The 20,540-nt window shown below is 41.2% G+C and carries 14 protein-coding genes; 9 read left to right on the top strand and 5 right to left on the bottom strand.

Annotation, left to right across the window (positions count from 1 at the left end):
- Together ACFE90_RS21745 and ACFE90_RS21740 are read right to left on the bottom strand one after the other, a co-directional pair.
- Positions 1-1,915: heavy metal translocating P-type ATPase (locus tag ACFE90_RS21745; protein WP_375504197.1), on the bottom strand; the 1,915-nt coding region annotated here is incomplete at its 3' end.
- A 116-nt stretch (positions 1,916-2,031) separates the two neighbouring features.
- Entirely contained in the window at positions 2,032-2,226 is a 195-nt protein-coding gene (locus ACFE90_RS21740) for a heavy-metal-associated domain-containing protein (RefSeq protein WP_094350009.1), read from the bottom strand.
- Positions 2,227-2,614: 388 nt separating this feature from the next.
- Between ACFE90_RS21740 and ACFE90_RS21735 the strand changes: the two genes are divergently transcribed.
- The 4 genes from ACFE90_RS21735 to ACFE90_RS21720 all read left to right on the top strand — a co-directional run bounded on the left by ACFE90_RS21735 (position 2,615) and on the right by ACFE90_RS21720 (position 8,895).
- A complete protein-coding gene (locus ACFE90_RS21735) occupies positions 2,615-4,054 on the top strand; it encodes an RtcB family protein (protein ID WP_375504194.1) in 1,440 nt (479 codons plus the stop codon).
- Positions 4,055-4,218: 164 nt separating this feature from the next.
- The gene (locus tag ACFE90_RS21730) at positions 4,219-5,568 is read left to right on the top strand and encodes an AAA family ATPase (RefSeq protein WP_375504192.1); all 1,350 of its coding nucleotides are present in this window, start codon (positions 4,219-4,221) and stop codon (positions 5,566-5,568) included.
- A 7-nt stretch (positions 5,569-5,575) separates the two neighbouring features.
- Positions 5,576-6,466 carry a hypothetical protein gene (locus ACFE90_RS21725; RefSeq protein WP_375504190.1) on the top strand — a complete coding sequence of 297 codons (891 nt, stop codon included), beginning with the start codon at positions 5,576-5,578 and terminating at the stop codon, positions 6,464-6,466.
- A gap of 1,973 nt (positions 6,467-8,439) precedes the next feature.
- Entirely contained in the window at positions 8,440-8,895 is a 456-nt protein-coding gene (locus ACFE90_RS21720) for a response regulator (protein ID WP_375504188.1), read from the top strand.
- 38 nt (positions 8,896-8,933) lie between these two features.
- On the opposite strand, the gene ACFE90_RS21715 is transcribed toward ACFE90_RS21720, so the two are convergent.
- A complete protein-coding gene (locus tag ACFE90_RS21715) occupies positions 8,934-10,058 on the bottom strand; it encodes a response regulator (protein ID WP_375504186.1) in 1,125 nt (374 codons plus the stop codon).
- Between the two features lie 36 nt (positions 10,059-10,094).
- Entirely contained in the window at positions 10,095-11,426 is a 1,332-nt protein-coding gene (locus tag ACFE90_RS21710; protein ID WP_375504184.1) for an ATP-binding protein, read from the bottom strand.
- A gap of 518 nt (positions 11,427-11,944) precedes the next feature.
- On the opposite strand from ACFE90_RS21710, the gene ACFE90_RS21705 reads away from it, so the two are divergent.
- On the top strand, positions 11,945-12,100 hold the full coding sequence (locus tag ACFE90_RS21705; protein ID WP_375504181.1) for a hypothetical protein: 156 nt from the start codon (positions 11,945-11,947) through the stop codon (positions 12,098-12,100).
- A 433-nt stretch (positions 12,101-12,533) separates the two neighbouring features.
- The gene (locus ACFE90_RS21700; protein WP_322647907.1) at positions 12,534-13,259 is read left to right on the top strand and encodes a response regulator transcription factor; all 726 of its coding nucleotides are present in this window, start codon (positions 12,534-12,536) and stop codon (positions 13,257-13,259) included.
- A 77-nt stretch (positions 13,260-13,336) separates the two neighbouring features.
- Here ACFE90_RS21700 and ACFE90_RS21695 read toward each other — a convergent pair whose 3' ends face one another.
- Positions 13,337-14,698 carry a lipid-A-disaccharide synthase-related protein gene (locus ACFE90_RS21695; RefSeq protein ID WP_375504179.1) on the bottom strand — a complete coding sequence of 454 codons (1,362 nt, stop codon included), beginning with the start codon at positions 14,696-14,698 and terminating at the stop codon, positions 13,337-13,339.
- 470 nt (positions 14,699-15,168) lie between these two features.
- On the opposite strand from ACFE90_RS21695, the gene ACFE90_RS21690 reads away from it, so the two are divergent.
- The 3 genes from ACFE90_RS21690 to ACFE90_RS21680 all read left to right on the top strand — a co-directional run bounded on the left by ACFE90_RS21690 (position 15,169) and on the right by ACFE90_RS21680 (position 20,508).
- Positions 15,169-15,882 (top strand): type 1 glutamine amidotransferase domain-containing protein, encoded by a 714-nt coding sequence (locus ACFE90_RS21690; RefSeq protein WP_375504177.1) that lies wholly within the window; start codon positions 15,169-15,171, stop codon positions 15,880-15,882.
- A 377-nt stretch (positions 15,883-16,259) separates the two neighbouring features.
- The gene (locus ACFE90_RS21685; RefSeq protein WP_375504175.1) at positions 16,260-18,359 is read left to right on the top strand and encodes a BamA/TamA family outer membrane protein; all 2,100 of its coding nucleotides are present in this window, start codon (positions 16,260-16,262) and stop codon (positions 18,357-18,359) included.
- Positions 18,360-19,059: 700 nt separating this feature from the next.
- On the top strand, positions 19,060-20,508 hold the full coding sequence (locus tag ACFE90_RS21680) for a serine/threonine-protein kinase (protein WP_375504173.1): 1,449 nt from the start codon (positions 19,060-19,062) through the stop codon (positions 20,506-20,508).
- The last annotated feature ends 32 nt before the right edge of the window (positions 20,509-20,540 follow it).

The raw sequence follows: 20,540 nt of genomic DNA, 5'->3' as shown, positions 1-20,540 counted from the left end.
CCCCCTGCTTCCTCATCCCCCCCTGCTTCCTCTGCTCTCTTTGAAGGGATTGGATAATCGCTGCTTTTTGATCTGGACGGACTTCAGCAAAGATTCGCTGGATGCCAACTTGTCTTGCGATCGCATCAGCAGTTTTATGATTATCTCCGGTAAGCATTACTACTTCTAAACCTAACTTCTGTAAGGCTTTAACTACTGCTTTTGAGGAAGGTTTGAGGGCATCGGCAATACCCATTACCCCTTGTAGTTCGCCATCTACAGCAATCAAAATGACTGTTTTACCAGCCGCTTCCCAGTCATCTTTATACTGCTGGAGAGTTATGGTGTTAATTCCAAGTTCTGTTAACCAGCGTTGTGTACCAATTTGCACAAGCTGATTTGAAACAACTCCTTGAACACCACTACCTGCATTAGCCTGAAAGTTGTTTACCTTAGTTAAACTCACCTCTTGAGACTGGGCATATTTCACCACTGCTGCTGCTAAAGGATGCTCAGAATTGTATTCCACCGTTGCTGCTAACTGTAAAAGCTTGATTTCATTACCATTAGCTGTGCCGTTGACAGTTACAAAGTCTGTAACCGTAGGTTTACCCTGAGTCAAAGTGCCAGTTTTATCTAGAACGATGGTTTGAATTTTGTGTGCTAGTTCTAAGCTGTCCGCGCCTTTAATCAAAATGCCATTTTCTGCACCTTTGCCTGTCCCCACCATTACAGAAGTGGGGGTAGCTAAACCCAAAGCACAAGGACAGGCGATAATCAGTACACCTACCGTTGTCATTGTTGCTAGGGTGAGGTTGCCAGTGAAATTAAACCAAATGACAAAAGTGGCGATCGCGATCGCAATCACAGCTGGTACAAACCATCCTGTAACTTGATCTGCCAAGCGCTGAATTGGTGCTTTAGAACCTTGGGCTTGTTGCACTAGTTTGACAATTTGAGCCAAAAACGTATCATTTCCGACTCGTGTCACCCGAAACTGAAAAGCACCTGCACCGTTAATTGTCGCCCCAATCACCTCATCTCCTGGCTGCTTTTTGACTGGCAAACTTTCACCCGTCACCATCGCTTCATCTACCGTCGAAGCGCCTGTAATCACTTCACCATCTACGGGAATCTTTTCACCAGGACGCACCAAAATCACATCGTTGATTCTGACTTCGGCGATGGGAACATCAATTTCTATTCCATCACGGATGACTCTGGCATCTCTAGCTTGCAATCCGATGAGTTTGCGGATGGCTTCAGAAGTTTGCCCCCTAGCGCGATTTTCCAGCAACCGCCCTAACAAAATTAAGGTAATGACAATGGCGGCAACTTCATAATAAATATGAGGTATCAAGCCCTGAGCAATAAAAAATTTTGGGAAAACAGTGACAAACAAAGAATATAGATACGCTGCACTTGTGCCCAAAGCAATTAGCGTGTCCATCGTCGCCGTATGACGCTTGAGGGATTTCCAGCCATTGCGGTAAAAAGATCCACCACACCAGAACACGACGGGGGTTGTTAGCAGTAATTGTACCCAAGGATTTTGTAAGAAGCTGGGAATTAAGGGTAAATTCAACCCAGTCATCATGGGGAACGACCCCAAAAATAGGAAAATGCTGATTACACCTCCCACCGCTACCTTCACGGAGAGTTCGCGTTGTAATGCTTGCCTACTCGCAATCTCTGCATCATCTTCTTCGGTGAGCAATTCTTCCTGGAGTGAGTAAGAAGAGTATCCCGCAGATGCGATCGCAGCTTGGATTTTCTCTAAATTAGCTAGAGAGCGATCGTACTTGATGGCGGCTTGTTCTGCTCCAAAGTTAACGTTGCAGTCCCTTACCCCAGGAACAGAGCGAATTGCCTTTTCGATGTTATTGGCGCAAGCGGCGCAACTCATACCTCGAAGTTTGACTGTGAGAGTATCCATGCTGGGAATTGGGTATTAGGGATTGGGAATTAGGGATTAGGGATTAGGGATTGGGGACTTGTTCATTCACTTCAAAACCTCAAATCTCCCAGTACCCAGTCCTCAATCCCCTTTCTTTAAGCAACTGGATAGCCAGCAGCAGCTAACGCTTCCTTAATTGCTGTTTCTGATGCTTGAGTTTCTACACTGACAAGCTTGGTTGTTGGATCAGCTTGAACGCTAGCATTGGCATCGACTGCCTGAAGTGTTTTGGTGATGGTACTTGCACAAGCAGAACAAGCCATGTTGGGAACTGTGAGTTGGAGAGTCATAGATTTACGGGATAGAGTGGAAAAGCTAGCCAAACCAGAGTGGATGACTGAGGGAAATCCGTCAACAGTCAGAAATTTCTGGTTAAGAGTTGCCTTGAATTTATCCTAGACTCTCTAGCCGACTGGAGAGTCTAGAGAATTTTAAAAGTTTAGCGAAAAACTTCAAATTTCTTTACAAATGTAGTACATAAACAGCTAAAAATACAAAACACTACAAAAAACTTGTTTTCCAATGAAAGTGTGTGTTATTAAGGCTATATAACCTGTTGTTTTCCCTACAATTCTGGGAAAATGACCCTCCGCACCACTTGAGACGCGGCTGCTGAACCCAAGTCTCCTAATTTCTTCACAACAAAGAGTCTTTTTTAAGGCTTTACTTGGAGTTTTCATGCAGCCAAAAAATTTGAAACGTCTCCTGCGTGCTTTAGAGCGGCAGGGTTTGGATGTAAGTTATAACAATCGCACTTATTCAGTTCGTTTAGTTAATTCTCCTGATGCCCCTGTAGCAGAAGTGCTACTGCCAGAAGGCTTCCCCGTAGAAGCTAAGGCGTTGAAGCAGCTAGCAAACTTGGCAAGCGTCCGCCACCCATCTGGTGGATGCGTTTGTCGTGCCTGTGCCACCCCTGACTTTCACCCAGGTGATGCGGGTGTTGCCATTGGTTCAATTGTGGAAACTGTGGGTCAGGTTATCCCTGGCGCTGTCGGTTCTGACATCAATTGTGGAATGCGCCTGCACGTTGCTGATTTGACAATTGACGAATTTATGTCAAAGCGCGACCAATTCGTAGAACAAATGAAGGGGGATTATTTCTTCGGTACGCGTGATGTGACGATGACTGCTGACGCAATGCGATCGCTATTTCAGTACGGAGTTCCCGGTTGGCTGGATGTCATGCTAGATCGGGCTACCGGGAGTGTAATCAAGTCTGATTTGCAACAACTTGCCCAAGAGAGCGAACGCATCTTCTTAGGTGGTTCAATGGATGGTAACTGGAAACTTGCGCCTGAAGAATTGGTTCCCAATGCTGGACTGGTACGCGATGGCGGACTGGCAACCATTGGCGGCGGTAATCATTTTGTAGAAGTGCAACGGGTTGATCAAGTCGAAAATCGCACACTTGCCCACGCCTGGGGAGTGCGCGAGGGACAGCTAGCTTTTATGATTCACTCTGGTTCCCGAAATGTGGGTAAGTATATCGGGGGAATCTGGCGAGATAAAGCTAAGGCGACTTGGCAAAAAGGTATGAAGTACCCTGATTCTCAGATTTTTCCTCTCTCTACTTATTCTCACCCCGAACTAGTCGCCAGTTACCTGCAAGCTGAGGCCACTGCTGCTAACTATGGGTTTGTCAATCGCCTGTTATTAGCAGAACTGCTACGTCTGCGTTTGCGAGAAGTATACAAAGATGTGGAAGCACCTCTAGTTTATGACTTGCCCCATAACATCACCTTGCCAGAAGGTCAGGGATGGGTAACACGCAAGGGTGCAAGTCCAGCCCATGTAGGGCAACCAGTGATTATCCCTGGTTCAATGGGTGCTTATTCTTATCTGATGGTGGGTAGAGGCAATCCAGCATTTTGTAATTCTGCCTCACATGGGGCGGGAAGAATTCATTCTCGCTTCGACCTCAACCGCAGAGGTGCATCTCAAAGTGAGGCTGAACTGGAATTAACCGGGGTAAACTGCATCACCCTGCGTCAAGAACGCCGAATTGAAGAAGCACCCATCGCCTACAAACCGATTCAGTCTGTGATTGATGTGCAGGTTGAAGCAGAAATGGTAGACGTTGTGGCGCGGTTGAGTCCGGTATTGACGTTTAAGGCGTAAGGGATGTGAATTAATCAAAGGCAATTAATTATTGCAGCTAAATTTGTCTAAATGCAGTTCAAGAGTTTATTGCTACCGGATTGAACGATAAAGTGTAATTAGGGGAGTAAAAGAAATTTCAGCTTTTACAACCCTATCTCTTCAAATAAGGAACAGCAATTTTTATGCAGATGCTCGATATAAACACAGCTAGTCCTCCGCTATCAGTAGTTCGCATTGAAGTAGAACGACTCTTTGGTAGGTATACATATACTTTGGTCAAAAAAGATCATAATCCTCACATAGATTCTTCACTAATCATCCTTTATGGTGACAATGGTTCTGGTAAGACGACTATCCTTAAGCTCTTATTTCATCTGCTCTCAACAGGTAACCATCGCGGTCATCGCACTTTTTTAGCTAAAACCCCTTTTGCCAAAATTTCAGTTTTTCTTGCTGGTAGAACAAGTATTATTGCTAGTCGAGAAAATAATGTTTTAATTGGCTCATTTCGACTTCAGCTTTTACAAGGGAATAACATTATCTTTACTGAAGATATTCATACTGAGTCTGATAATCGCATCATAAGAATACAAGATAAGCTACCAGGAGAGGACTTTTATAAGAATATTTCGCAACTTCAATTAAGTTTATTTTTATTAGGCGATAATAGAGTTTTAGATAGTGATATTTTTGAAACTGAAGATAGAGAAGATGAAAAAAAAATAAGCCGAATACTATTATCAAGCATTGGCAATACACTTGAAGACAAATATAGTATAAATAGAGAACATGCTCTTAAAACATCTATTCATAGAACTGAAGAATGGATTCGTGAACAGGCGTTAAGAGGCGCTAACCAGGGGGCAGAAAATGTTCATAGTATATATGAACAAATTATTCTAACAATTATTCAAAGTTCAGGCAAGATAGTTGAAGAACTACCACAATCATCTGCAATGCTAATTGAAGAACTCAAAGCTCATGAGAATCGCAGCAAAGATTTTTCTCGCTTTGGGTTAATGCCACCATTGGAGGCTCAGAAAATTGTTCAGATACTGCAATCTAATGCTCAAGCTGATTACTCGATTATATCAAGAGTTTTAAACCCATACTTAGATAGTGTAGCGGCACGTTTTGACGCTCTCCAGGATACACAAAATTTATTGACCATTTTTGAAACGACAATCAATAAATTATTTTTTCGTGATAAATATATAAGATTACATGTCAGAGAAGGACTAAAAATATTTACTGAAGAAGGAAAAGAATTATCTCCAGAAACGCTTTCTTCAGGAGAAAAGCAACTCCTACTACTTTTTTGTAATACTCTGACGGCGAGAGATAAAGCAACAATCTTTATTATTGATGAGCCAGAAATATCACTAAATATCAAATGGCAGCGTCAACTTATTCGTGCCTTGCTTGAACTGACAAAAGGAAGCCAAGTTCAATTTATATTAGCTACTCATTCAATTGAATTACTTTCTCAGTACAACAACAATGTCGTTAAGCTTGTGAAGATGGAGAAATAACTGAGAAATGGAGAATGAAACACGACGCACGCTTGAGGAACTTGTAAGTAGATATAAATTTGAGCCTGAACTGTGTGATATATATGTTGAAGGTAAGACAGATAAGCTATTGATAGAATGGTTTTTAAAAGAGAAACAACTTCAGGATTTCGCTGTTTATGAAATTGATACAGTTGAAATTCCTGCCCAATTACTATTTGAACTAGGATTAAAAGACAATATCCGAAGTCGTGTTATTGCCCTTGCCCTACATATACACGATAAACTCTTAGAAACTCCTCTACATATTACATGTATTGCAGATAAGGATTTTGATTGGCTATTTGGCAAAGAGTATCAGTGTGATTTACTATTATTTACTGATTATTCGTGTCTGGAGATGTACTTATTTAACGAGGCTGTTTTAGATAAATCCCTGCGTTTAGGACTACGTTTGTCTCAGCCCAAAGCTAGTGAAATACTTAATCAAGTGTCTAGAGTATTAGAGGATTTATTCTTAGTTAGGGCTACCAATGAAGCACTTGAATTAAATATGAGATGGCTAGAAAAGTTTGGCGACTGCTGTAAATTTAATAGAAATAATAACCAGGTTCAGTTCGATTTAAAAAGTTTCATTACTAAATATTTAAATAGCAATGGTAATCGCTCACAGGAATCGAGATTCATAACTAAACTTGAAGAATTACGTGCAAAAGAACTGATAGAAATACGATATAAAATTCATGGCCATGATTTTACTGAGCTTTTGTGTTGGTATATCAGACCCTATCTTAGGAAAGAAATCAGGAATTCTTATAATTCAGAGATTCTTGCAGGGAACTTATTAGCATGTATTGATGCTGAAAAATTAGCTCAAGAAGGTTTATTTCAGCGCTTACTTGCTCGTATTGGCAGATAATTCAGATGAAGGAGCTAAAAAATTAGATATAATATGTAATATTTATTACATTACCGGAAAATAGCGACGCTGATAGCGTAGCGGTAGCGAGTCCGCGAGCGTCATAGCCCGTCGTAGACATCGCTGTTTACCTTTGACTGGAGAATAAGCGGCTAGTCAAGAGACATCGCGCTTCGATCTCAACAATGCGATGGTACTTTACAGCTAAATAAAAAGCCCCTGGTCAACACCAGGGGTATCCATCTTTATTCCCTGATATTAGAATCGCATCTATGGAGCCATTGGAAATCCGGGTAATGCAATTAGCGCATAAATTTGATGATTATTTTGCAATCAGCTAGTTATACCAATTCACGAAAATCCTGGTACACATAGATTTATCGTAGGGGCATGGCATTGCCCATTGGTGTGAACTTAACGCGAAACGAGCAGTTAGAAACCGCTTTTGGGTGCATCCCAGTTTTTATTCTTCGATGAAATATTAAAATTTAATATTTTATTGTGTTCGCAATGACGAAAGATTGTTAGATTTTGCAAAAGTGGGATGCTCCCGATGCTTTTTCCTCTTTATTTGATCAGAAAAAAGGTTTATGTAAGTGCTAAACCTTTAGATATTTAGTACTTAGGCACAGTTCCCAAATTCATTTAAACTTACTTTTCTAGCAGTTGATCTTGCTATAGACTGTATCCAAATATTCTGAAAACTGATACATGATTACTTAATCAGTCATAAGAAAAGGCTTGGTTTAACCAAGCCTCTATATATACCAAGCATTTACTACACCAAGATTAATTTAGACTGAGCCTTACTTTACTTCATCTTGCTATAGGCTGTATCTAAATATTCTAAAAGCTGATATACCACTGGCTCCCCTTGGGAGATGACTCGAAGAGTCAATTTACCTCTATTCCCATGAAAGTCTATCTTTGACTTATCTGAGTTTTGCTAAAAAAAGACCCTGGGTATTATTCCAGGGCGCATACACGTTTTTCAGGCATTAACAGGCTGAATAATAACTTTGTAAAATAGTTATTTCTACTATCCATAGAATGATACGAATATTGATCCATATATGGTACTAGCAGTTTTTTGTTGCTAGGTCTATTTATAGATTGGTATTTTAGAAAACTAACTTGCTAAAGTTTGATGATATTTATTATTCTTTTAAGATTAGACTAAATATTCTGTGATCTGAGATTAATCTAAATTCAAACTCGGAAATTGCAAAGTAATAATTACCCTAATTATTTATAGGTTATACTTGCTTGGTGTTAATCATGAAAAAGACATTGATAAAAGCCATACCCAATATATACCAGTATTTTCCATAGTTATTTTAGAGTCACAATGTGTCACAGCTTCTTTTCATTCATTAGATTAATTGAGTCATTTGAAAGTTTAGTTGTAAATCGCTTTTTCTTTTCAAGAGGAACTGCGATCGCTAACTTTACTAAAGCTTTTCTGGCGTGTTTGACCGAGATTATTCCTGCTGAAAGCCTGATCTAGAGCAACAACAATCTTGGGGATGCGCCCAAAGCCCACAAAAAATCTTTTGTAATTTTGCGTATAATCGAAAAGTATCTGCTCAACTTATCTGCTTGAGGTTTTCTTACCTCAGCTATTTTTGTATGAATTAGAATTATCAACTAGGCAAAAGCAAAACACAAGTCAATCCTAACTAAGTACTATTCTATCGTTGGCAGTAAGCCTAGTTTGTATAGCAGTCCGCTTTGATTTTTGAAATTATTTGCATGGTGCGCGTTCGCGTTGGCGTTCGCGAGTGCGTGTCGCAGAGAAGCGCAGCGCAAGCGCGATATACAGGGAGTAGGAAGAGACGCGATTAATCGTGTCTCTACTGGGGAGTCGGGAAGAAGGCTTTTCGGGGTATACTGATTTTTTTCAAGAATCAAATACAAGTCCTATCTCTCTCAAGTAAAGACGATGAATCTTAATAAAATCTTCTGGAGAAGAGATGTATTTGGCACATTCATTCATGAGTGATGAAAAGAAGCAAAACTCTCACCAGCCCTTAATTCTGGCAGTAGAAGACGATGATGATAGTCTCCTGGTAGTTAGTTATGCTCTTGAGTCAATGGGTTATAGATTCATTTGTCAAACAGATTCTTCTGCAACGGTGCTGGTAGCTAAAGAATATCAACCAGACTTAATCTTGTTGGATATTTTATTACCAGGTCTTAGCGGTATGGATGTTGTGCGTCATCTAAAGCTTGAACCCTTAACTTGCACAATTCCAGTGGTGGCTGTCACAGCTTTAGCTAGCACGGAGGATCGTGAGCGTATTCTCAAGGCAGGATTTAATGATTACATCAGCAAGCCCTATATGCTTGAGGAATTAGAGGCTATAATTCGCCGTGAGTTGGGAAGAAAATTCACCCCTTACCCAGCTTTGAAGCTTTGTCAGGATTAGCAGTAGAGCATAAAAATATGAAGGTGAACGTGAAGGACTTAAATATTTTTAGGTAGTTGCATAGTGAACAAACTACCTTTACCTAGTTCAGAGGTGACCTTGATAGTTCCTGCGTGCGCTTCTATAATCCGGTGGGATAGATGTAGCCCTAAACCACTACCTGAGCGTTTATGTTTGCCTTGGCGAAATCGCTCAAAAATTGTTGCCTGATCTTCGGGCGCAATCCCATATCCTGTATCTTGGATCTCGATTGTTACCGAATCTGCATTTTCTGAATTAAGTGGAGTTTCAAAAATGCGGATTGTGATGCCTCCTGTATCTGTAAATTTGATGGCATTTGCGATCAGGTTGTTTATCACTCGCCGTAGTTCCAAGCGATCGCCCATAATAATCCCAGCGTTTTTACCCTGTGGATCTAATTCACGGGTGTCTATTTTCAGAATCAACCCTTTTTCACTAGTTAGAGGACTTAGTTCGCTGACTACTTCTTGAGATATCTCACGTAAATCGCATTCTTCCCAATTCAACGTTTTTTTACCTGCCTCGAAGCGATAGACTTCAAGGAGGGTGTTTACCATGTCCATCAAATTTTGGTTACTGCGAATCATAACTGCGATCGCCTGTTTCATTTCCGGCGAAATTTTGCAGAATGTTTCCATCTCAAACAAACTCAACATGCGATCGGCGGCTACTAAAGGAGTTCGCAAATCATGAGTCAGACGGGAAACAAAGTCCTCCCGTTGACGGGCCATTTTTTGTTGTTCGTCTAAACTGTGCTTAAGACGTAACAGCGATCGCACCCTTGCCAATAGTTCATCAGTATCAAATGGTTTACGAATAAAATCGTCAGCACCAGCATCCAAACCTTCGACAACACTGGATTCGTGAAAGGCAGTAATCAGCAGAATTGGAATATAACTAATTGCTGGGTTATTCCGAATCCGACGTGTGACTTCATAACCATCTATCTCTGGCATCATCACATCTAACAGAATCAGATCGGGTGGAGCTTGTTCAACTTCCCGCAAAGCCTTTATTCCATCTGAAACCAAATGAATTTCATACCCCTCACTTTCTAAAATTGCTTGAACCAAAATGAGATTATCTGGAGTATCATCAACTGCTAAGATGCGATAAATTTTATTATTTTCAACTACAGACATAATTTATCAATTTTTATCAGTTTTTTTGAAAGTAACTTATAGTTTAAATTTAGGATATCCTATTGATGCTTGCCTAGCTTCATAAGATGAATGATGTGGATTTTTAGTAAAACCAACAACCCGTTCGCCATCTACCTGTAGAGGTACATCGGCTCCTACAGCCGATAATGTGATTTGGCGCGGTAATTCAATTTTAAACGTTGAACCGACTCCTAATTTGCTCTCAAGAAAGATTTTACCGCCCATCATTCGCACCAGTGAATCTACAATTGCCAAACCCAAACCTGTACCTGGATATTTCCGAGTAAGAGTTTGATCGACTTGTCGAAATGCTTCAAAAATACGTTTAAAATCTCTGGATGCTATACCAATACCTGTATCCCGAACAATAATTGCTACTTTATTTGCAGGTAGTTCTTTAACTTCAACCCAAACTTCACCAGACTCTGTGAACTTAATGGCGTTGGAGAGCAGGTTAATTAAAATCTGTTTGACGCGAACTGGATCATTAAATACTAAAGTATTTTGCAAATCGATTTGCACTAACAATGAGAGGTTTTTGGCGTCAGCTAGGGAACGCATTTCATTTACAGCGAGATTTATTACCTTTGAGACATCAAATTTTTCCGCTTTTAAGTCTAATCGTCCTGTTTCCAGCTTAGAAAAGTCAAGAACTTCATTGACTAGCATCAGCAAATGTTTCCCATTATTCAAGATGCGCTCAACCATATCTGCTTGCTGGTGCGTTAGTTGACCGAACTTAGGACGCAGCAGTATTTGCGAAAAACCAATAATCGCATTCATCGGCGTTCTAAGTTCATGGGACATAGTTGCCAAAAAATGTGATTTTAGCACTGATGCCTCTGATAGCTTGAAGTTTTGCATTTGAAGCTGTTGCTGTTGTCTCTCCAATTCTTGGTTCTTACGAATAAGTTGTTCATGACTTTCTCTAAGCTGGTCTTTTGCCAAAGCTACTTGTATTTCAGCCCGATAAACCCGAATTGCACTCCGCAAAACTTGTGCCAAGTTTTCTGGAGATATTCTAGACTTAGAGAGATAGTCTGTAGCACCAGTTTTTAATAATTGGACAGCAGTTTGTTCATTTTCTAGACCAGTTAAGACTACTAAAGGAACTTTAATTTCCGAAGAACGTAGTTGTTGAATTAAGGTTAGTCCATCCTGATTTAGTAAGCGATAGCTGAGGAAAACACAATCATAAGCAGTAGTGCTTAAAATAGAAAACGCATCATTGCCATCGGCTACTTCAGATAGTTCCATTTGAATACCTGCTTTAGTCAAAGCACCACGGACTGCCATCCGGTCTACTTCATCATCATCTACAACCAAAATTTTCAGCGTATCTTCCATCGGTTTTTATTTTTGCCGCTAAACATAGGTTGATGTATAACATTCCTCTTTTGAGATTATCTAATTAAAATATAAGATTTTCGGACATCTAAAATCTGTAACTTGATTGACTAAGGCATTTCGCACAATATTCAATACTTGTTGAGCTTTGCCATCATCTCTAGAAAGTTAGGGAAGGTCACGTCGTTCCGAATTTAAAATTAAAAATTAATCATTATTATAAATAAATTTAGAGGCTTGTATCATGAGTCTGTTTTGGTAATTAACAAACCAAAAACTATTGGTCTGAAGACAGCAAACATAGCTAAATATAAAGTAAAATAAAATACTTTACTAAGCTTAAAACAATTGTAGTTGAGTCAGCAAGCGACCGTCGTCAGTCATTGGTGAGAGTTGCATAGCATTGTTATGCACCATAATCTTGAGTAGTTATACTCATAAAATTGATTGATCAGGTAGATAAAAAGTAGCTCCCTATACCGATTTGTGAATCTGAAGTAATCCTACCTCCTAAGATTTTGACAATTTTCTTAACGATCGCTAGACCCGTATTAGTATTTTCCTGGCGATCGCGGTCTTCCACATCCAGTGAAAAGTCACGCCAGCAAGCTTCCCACGAAGGACAACGAATTACTTTGCTGCTAGTAATTCCACCAAATTTTAACGCCGTCTAATTCTCTTCCATGAGGATACCCATCAGATGGATCAATCCAATGAATCCAAAGGTTTGGTTGAAAATCACTCGAAACCATCGTTCACTTTCTCGTAAGATAATTTTTACCTTTTGTAATTTGTCCATTTTTGTAAGCTTTATACAAGATAATAGTAATTAACTAATGGAACATAGCAACTGAAAGCTGAATTTTTCGCACAGGAGGAGCAATTTGACATTAGCCTCAATCTTTCATACTTATTGTGCAAGTATCTATATATCTCTAGCTAGATTTATTCTCTATCTAAATGTTCAAAAATAGGAGGTTGATTATTTCTATCGGTGGATGCAGAGTGGTTGAAAGATCATCTATCTTTAGATTGGTAAAATAAAAGATAACGCTTACAAAAAGTAATACTTTGAAAGATGCAAACAGCATAAGAGCGAGTGTAGCAATGAATGAAATAAGCATTATTTTAATTGAAGATCATGACTTAACGCGAATGGGGCTACGAGCAGCATTACAGTCTCACAGCGCATTAAAAGTAATTGGCGAAGCAGCAAATGCTACTCAAGGATTAAAACTTTTGGAAACGGCAAAGCCAGATGTAGCTGTTGTAGATATTGGTTTGCCTGACATGGATGGCATTGAACTCACTCGTAAATTTAAACGCCACCAAGCTGAAACTGGGCAATCGGCAACCAAGATTTTGATCCTGACAATGGATCACACAGAGGATGCTGTACTTGCAGCCTTCGCGGCGGGTGCTGATTCTTATTACATGAAAGAAACAAGTATCAGTAAATTAACTGAGGCGATCCAAGCGACTCACGGCGGTAATTCTTGGATTGATCCGGCAATTGCCAACGTGGTATTGCGGAAGATGCGGCAAGGTATTCCTGGAGAGAGCCAAGGTTCTGATAAAACGCCGAAGACTGTAAAAATTGAGGCATTAGCATCAGAATACGAGCAAGTTTTGGAAACTTACCCTTTGACTCAACGGGAACTGGAAATCCTGGAGTTGATTGTAGCTGGGTGTAGCAATGGGCAAATTGCTGAGAAACTCTACATTACAGTTGGTACTGTGAAGACCCATGTTCGTAATATTCTAAATAAACTGTGTGCGGATGACCGTACCCAAGCTGCTGTAAGGGCTTTACGTTCTGGGTTGGTAGCGTGAGGGGATGAGGGAGCAGAGGGAGCAGGGGAAGCAAAGGAAGAAGAACTATTGATTGTTGCCCAATTCCCAATGCCCAATCAAAATAGTTCTTGTAAACATTCTGCAATGCGTAGTGCTGCTCCGGGTTTACCCATGCGTCGTAGACCATTTTCGGCAATAATTTGCAAAATATCAGGATTTTTGAGTAGAGATTGTACTATCTTGGCAACTTCTGCTGGCTGCTCAACTAAAATCAAAGATGAGCCTAGAAGACGACTTTGAGCTTCAGCAAAGCCACGGTTATATTGAGGCCCATTACCGGGAATCGCGATCGCAGGTTTTCCTAAACCGATAAACTGTTCTGTGGCTGTACCTGCCATAGCGATCGCTATATCTCCCAAATGTAAACAATCATTATAAGCTTTTTGTGTTAGCAGTAGATATGCATTTTTTTGTTTAAATGTCAAGGCATTTGGATCGGCAATTTGGATAGGACATGCTGATTCAGTGCGCCAGCCTTGGGATTGGACACTTTGGGATAAAATATGAGAGTCTAAACCCGGAGCGATCGCACCTAAAAACATCACTCTGTTAGAAGTATAAAAAATTGAATTTCGCTCCTGGAAACTTGCCATCAACGCAGATACAGCAATCATAATTGCTTCCCAGTTGGCGTATGCCTCTGGCGGACGGGAACCCGGAAGAAGAGTCACTACAAAAGGTCGAACTATCTCTTGTTGTTGGCTATCCTGACTATAAAATTGTTGGCGTGAAAAGGTCGGTTGCAGAGCATCCATCATGGGATTACCCAAATAAAAAGCTGGAATTGGCCATTGTTTTAATGTTTCCGTCGTCAGTACATCTCTAGCAAACATCGCCTTACAACGGCGACGACTCATTAACCAACGTTCCCAAGGATGGTAAACTGAACCAGAAAAGTTTTCCCAACGCGCATCTTTAGATTTTCGTGGTAATAATCCAGCTTCATCCCGCACATAATATTCAGATTTCGCCGTACCTACAAAAGCATAGTTAGCGCCACTGAAAGTTGCAAACAACAGTGGCACAATATCTCCCACCGCTAAAATCGCTCTTTTATGACCTAATTTTTTTTGAGAACTCACCCAACGGCGAATAGCTTTTATCTGGGTAAGGGTAAGTTGTAATAAACCACCGCGTACATCCCGCGCTAATTGGCGGCCATCCATGTAAATAAAGCCGCCAGAAGGCATAGTGCGGACTGAACCGATGAGGGGAATATCCAACTGTTGGTAAGCACGTCCTTCACCCACCAGAGGTAAAGCAAAGATTTCTGGTGGGTTTAATTGTCGTTGAAGTTCTTGTAAAATCCGAACTGCGATGACATCTTCCCCATGACCATTACTTAATACAAGTAAGTGTAAAGGAGAAGTTGCAGCTTGAGAGTTAGAGGTTAGGGATAATCGGGATACATTATTCATAGAACCTCGCAGTAAGTATTGTGAGTATCAAGTGATGCTGATATCATGCCATGAAGAGTGCCGAGCTCCGTTAGCGTTACCGGAGCGTTTAGCCGATGCCTCGGCTTCGAGTTGAAAGACCACCCACAAGGGTAGCCACTGCGGTGGACAGCTTTCTTGGCATAAAGCAAGTAGTGTCGGCACTTTTACCAAGTACAAAAATGCTAAGTATTTCTTAATTTACTCAGGACTCAGCACTGAGTTCTATGAAAAGCACCCAGATTTTGATAACCCGTAACTTGGGTTAGTATAAAGCTATAGGAATTCTACTTGATTATTGTTAAATATACTGAGAACTAAATCTTTATACAGTAAGCTCTTAGTTCTTATGGTTTTTCAAAAATCAAATAGGAGTCCTATATCAGGTAAACACAAACTCTTTGAGGGTTTATCTGATGCCAATCTTTGATTTAATAATGGGAAGTAACTTTATGTCTCAGAAGGTTCTAGTTGTTTTAACAAGCCATGATACCTTAGGGAACACAGGCAAAGAAACTGGATACTATTTGCCAGAAGTGAGCCATCCAGTCGCTGTTTTCGAGCGAGCTGGCTTGACTGTTGATTACGTCAGTCCCAAAGGTGGGAAAGCACCCATGATTGGGATTGATCTTAATGATCCAGCGAACGCTGCGTTTCTCAACAACCCTGAGAAGATAGCACAGGTGGAGAATACTTTGAACCCAACAGAGGTTGAACCATCGGCATATGATGCAATCTTCTATGCGGGTGGACATGGCACGATGTGGGATTTTGCTGACAATTCTCAGTTGGCTAGCATTGCAGCAAGCATCTACGAACGAGGTGGTGTAGTTTCTGCGGTGTGTCATGGCCCTGCTGGGTTGGTCAACATCCGACTTTCAAACAATGAGTATTTAGTAGCCGGAAAGAAAGTGTCTGTCTTCACCAACGAAGAAGAAGCAGCAGCAGGATTAACCGATATTGTACCCTTTCTGTTAGAAGCAAAGTTGATTGAGCGGGGTGCAACAGTAGAGAAAGCACCAAACTTTCAGGCAAAAAGCGTGGTGAGCGATCGCTTGGTTACTGGACAAAACCCAGCCTCAGCAACGGGTGTTGCTGAAAAGGTCGTGGAACTTCTGAAACAGCAAAGTCCTAGCCTTACCTCAAGCGCAGGTTGGGCCGGGTAAAAGAAACAAGAGGTAATATTTCTTTAACAAGAAGAATCATTATGGTGAGAAAGGGGTTACTGTTGGCAACCCCTTTCTCACTCTAATCTTCTCTTAATAAACAGAAATATTTATTAAAAATGCGATAAAGAAGAATTCAAAAGTCAGAATTCAGGAACAAAGCCAAAGACGTATAAAGCTTTTATCATAAGTCCTAAATAAGTCGCGGATCTGAGCCTTTGGTAGTGTTAGCGTGAAACAAAAAATTATAACTAACTGTCTGTATATACAAAGGTATTAATGGGAAAATCCGCAAAGAAGCTGGAAGTTAGTCTTATCCCTATTCCTGAACCTTTGTACAACTAACTCTCAGTTAATTAGGTTAAATATTATATATTATGAAAATTTCTGCTACTGCAATTTTGACTTTAGCTACTTTGGCTGCTGCTAATGTTACTCAGCAAGCAACGGCTGCACCTACTAAAGCCGTCACTCCAACTACAAAAACTGATAACTTAGTAGTGCCAGTGATTGAAGATACTCCCACCCGCATAGAAACAATTGCTTCACCAGAAACTATAGTTGCACAACAATTTTCCCAAAATACTCCCCCAGTGCCAACAACTGTTAACAACAACTCCACAGTAGTTTTAAAACCAGTAGACAAGGCAACACTAAAACAAAAAGACAAGAATAATTCTTCAGTAACAATCCCCCTCATCTCCTCTGCTTCATCCTCTCGTCCCCAAACCCCTGCTATAGATAACTATTTAGTAGTTACAGCTACAGATGTACAGGTAGTGGGAGCCAATCAAGAATTGCAGCAAATCATTCGCAAAGTGATTAAAACCCAGGCGGGTGGAGAAACTAGTCAAAGCCAGCTACAAAAAGATGTAACTGCAATTTTAGATACAGGTTTATTTAGCAATGTCAGTGTAAATAGCTTTAGCACACAGGCTGGATTGAATGTAGTTTATCAAGTGCAACCGGTGATTGTGCGCTCGCTGCAACTATCTGGTGCTAAAGTACTCACCTACCAAGTAGCCCAACAACAGTTGCAATCTCAAATTGGAACCACCATCAGTCCTGCTGGACTCCAGCAAGCAGTAGTACAAATTAACAAATGGTACGCTGACAATGGTTATAACTTAGCACGGGTGTTATCAATTAAACCCAGTTCTCAAGGTATTCTCACTGTGAATGTCGCTGAAGGCTTGGTGAGTAATATCAAGTTTCGCTTTGTCAACGACGAGGGTAAAACCATTGATAGCAAGGGTAATCCCGTGGGAGGACGCACCAAACCAGATTTTCTGCAACAGCAACTCAAGCTAAAACCTGGTCAAATCTTCCAAGAAAATATAGTTAAACAAGACATACAACAGCTATATCAGACTGGTTTATTTGAGACTGTGAATGTTGCCTTAGAAGGAGATGCGACAAAACTAGATTTAGTCTACCAACTTAAAGAAATTGGGGCGCGTGGTGTTAACTTGGGTGGTAGTTACAATGCCGATCAGGGGTTAATAGGTACAATCAGCTATCAAGATCAGAATGTCGATGGTGTTAATGATACTTTAGGTGTGAATGTTGGTGTAAGTAGCCGAGACTTGCAGTTTAATAGCAAATTTATTAGTCCCTATCGGATAACTAACCCCGATCGCTTAGGGTACACTGTGAATGGTTTTCGTAGTCAGGAACTTTCGGAAACCTTTGACGACAAGATTAAGCTTGCTAACGGCGACAAAGTTCGAGAAGGTCAAATTGGCGGTGGTGTGAGCTTACAGCAACCAATTGACGACTGGAATACCTCATTAGGATTAAACTATACCCGAACTAGTATTCGCGATCGCCAAGGTAATATTACCCCAACCGATGCTCAAGGCAATCCCCTATCGGCGAGTGGAACTGGTGTTGACGACCTAACTACTGTATCCTTCACCGCCATCAAAGACCAACGAGATAATCCCCTCAATCCCACTAAAGGTTCCGTTTTGAGTTTGAGTACAGAACAATCTGTCCCCATCGGTCAAGGAAATATTTCCCTAAATCGCCTCAAAGCCAATTACAGCCAATATTTGCCAGTGCAATTATTTAACACCAAACAACCACAAGTATTTGCAGTAAATCTGCAAGCTGGTACTGTCCTTGGTAATTTACCGCCCTACGAAAGCTTTAACTTGGGTGGTTCCAACTCAGTACGCGGTTACGATTCTGGAGATGTAGGGAGTGGTCGCAGTTATGTGTTAGCTTCCGCAGAATATCGCTTCCCTGTCTTACCAATAGTAGGGGGTGTTTTATTTGCCGACTTTGCTTCAGACTTAGGCTCCGGTGATACTGTATTAGGAGATCCAGCAGGTGTGCGAGGCAAAGCAGGCTATGGTTTTGGTTATGGGGCTGGAGTGCGCTTAAATTCACCACTAGGCTTAATTCGAGCTGACTATGGCATTAATGACCAAGGAGAAAGCAAAGTGCATCTAGGCATAGGTCAGCGATTTTAAGAAAGTAAGCATTCAGGACATGAATGCAGATTTCTCCCAAAAACTGAAAAACGAGGAGTCAAAACTGTCCGTTTGCTTATTTTCTACACCAACATTTAAAATTATGTCTAATACCATTTCTCTGTGAAGCTACGCCAAATTTTCTTGCTTTCTTATTTCTTTCTTTATGTTCTTTGCGCTCTTTGCGGTTCGTTCCTCATATAATTTAATTTGGCGTATCTTCATACAGAATTGATATCAGGAGCCAGAATTCAGAATTTAATTCTGTGGGACTAGTGGATGAATAACTGGGTTTGAATCCCCCACCAGATCAGAGATTTGGTGGTGTTTCTAGATAATGGGTTTGAATCCCCCGCTTATTGATTCTGACTTCTGAATTCTTCTTTAACTTATTAAAAATTACGGAATTACTCTTTGGCATTGTAGCAAGTAACGTGTTATTTATCACATCACAGGCGTGGAAGACAAATTGAGCCTGTTTCCTATTTCAGGATTTCTTGACTCTCGCGTTATCCTATAAAGATAAAACTGTTGTGTTCATGGGGAGGTCTTTCTTACTTGGATTCCAACAACTAAATCATCCCGTAAGATAGACAGGCAAAAATCCTGCCCCATATCAAAAATATGGGAAAATCTTTTAGGAATCCCTCAAGACTCAGGACTCGCTAGTTATCTGCTCACTCAGGACTCAGGACTCTTTATGTTAGCAGGCACAATTTTGCAGGATGGAAAATATACCCTAATTCAAGAAATAGGGCAGGGTGGCTTTGGCATTACATTTAAAGCTACGCATCACTACTTGGGTCAGGAGGTGGTGATGAAAACCATCAATGAACGGCTGCGACAACATCCTGATTTTGCAAAATTTGAGCGCCAATTCCAAGATGAAGCCAGACGATTAGCTACGTGTATTCACCCAAACATAGTCCGAGTTAGTGATTTTTTTGTCGAGGCTGGACTGCCTTACATGGTGATGGAATACATTCGTGGCGAAACCTTGGGAGACGCATTTGTATTACCAGGGATACCGTTACCTGAAGCCACAGCAATTCATTACATCCGGCAAATTGGTGCAGCCTTGCAGGTAGTACATAACAACGGTTTGTTACATAGAGATGTCAAACCAGATAATATTATCCTTCGTGAAGGAACGCAGGAAGTAGTACTGATTGATTTTGGCATTGCCAGAGAATTTAATGGCAGTGTCAGGCAGACTCACACAGGCATGGTTTCTGAGGGTTATTCTCCCATTGAGCAGTATTTGACGCAAGCGCCGCGCACCCCTGCCACGGATGTTTATGGTTTAGCAGCAACCTTGTATTCACTTTTGACAGCACAGGTTCCTATGCCAGCATTGTTGCGCGATCGCGAGCAAATGCCTTCCCCCCGCGAACTACAACCACACTTAAGTGCTGCTGTCAACCAGGCCGTAATGCGCGGTATGGCGGTGGAGTCTCGTTTTCGGCCAGCGACAGTTGCTGAATGGTTACAACTGCTACCTGGAAATGGGATGAATATGACACCGCAAGCTTTAGCCACTTATGCAGTGCCAACTGTCAATTTATCTGCCCAGCAGGCAGTAACTTTAATTGGGAATGGGAAAACTTCCCAGAATCGCATTCATAAACCATCTGGTTTGGCGCAGCCCAACCCAGGCATCGCCAAAGAAAATGTACTGGCAAAAAAACTGGGGTCATCTCAAATATTCATTGGTATAGGTGTAGCCTTGGTTGCTGCTACAGCAGGTTTTGGCATCACTAGCATCTTACCCAAATCTCAGCCGCAGCCAACCGCAAAACCGCTTTTTGAACAGCCAACTCAAGAACCACCTGCGAAAGTTCCTAACTTAGAGAGGGGTGAAGAGACTAACACCACCTCAAGAAGTGAATCAGCACCTGTTTATAATTCCAAGCAGCGCCGGCGTAATCGTCGTTCTTCCCCAGAAGAAGCTCCCAGCAACCCTACACAAGAATCACGACGCGGCGATTCTGAGCAATCCACCCCTTCACCTAGCGTTTCACCTACCCCCTCGCTAGTCGAAAAACTACGGGCAATCCGTTCATCTCGTAGTGCTTCCCCCGCACCACTACCAAAAAATAACTCACCCGCTTCTAATCAGAATTCTCCTGGGAGCAACGCGATTTGGTGAGGTAGGATCAAAAACCAGCGATCGCTAAAAAT

The organism is uncultured Nostoc sp., from assembly GCF_964245445.1.
GTDB lineage: Bacteria > Cyanobacteriota > Cyanobacteriia > Cyanobacteriales > Nostocaceae > Nostoc.
This window is presented reverse-complemented; position numbering and strand designations above follow the sequence as displayed.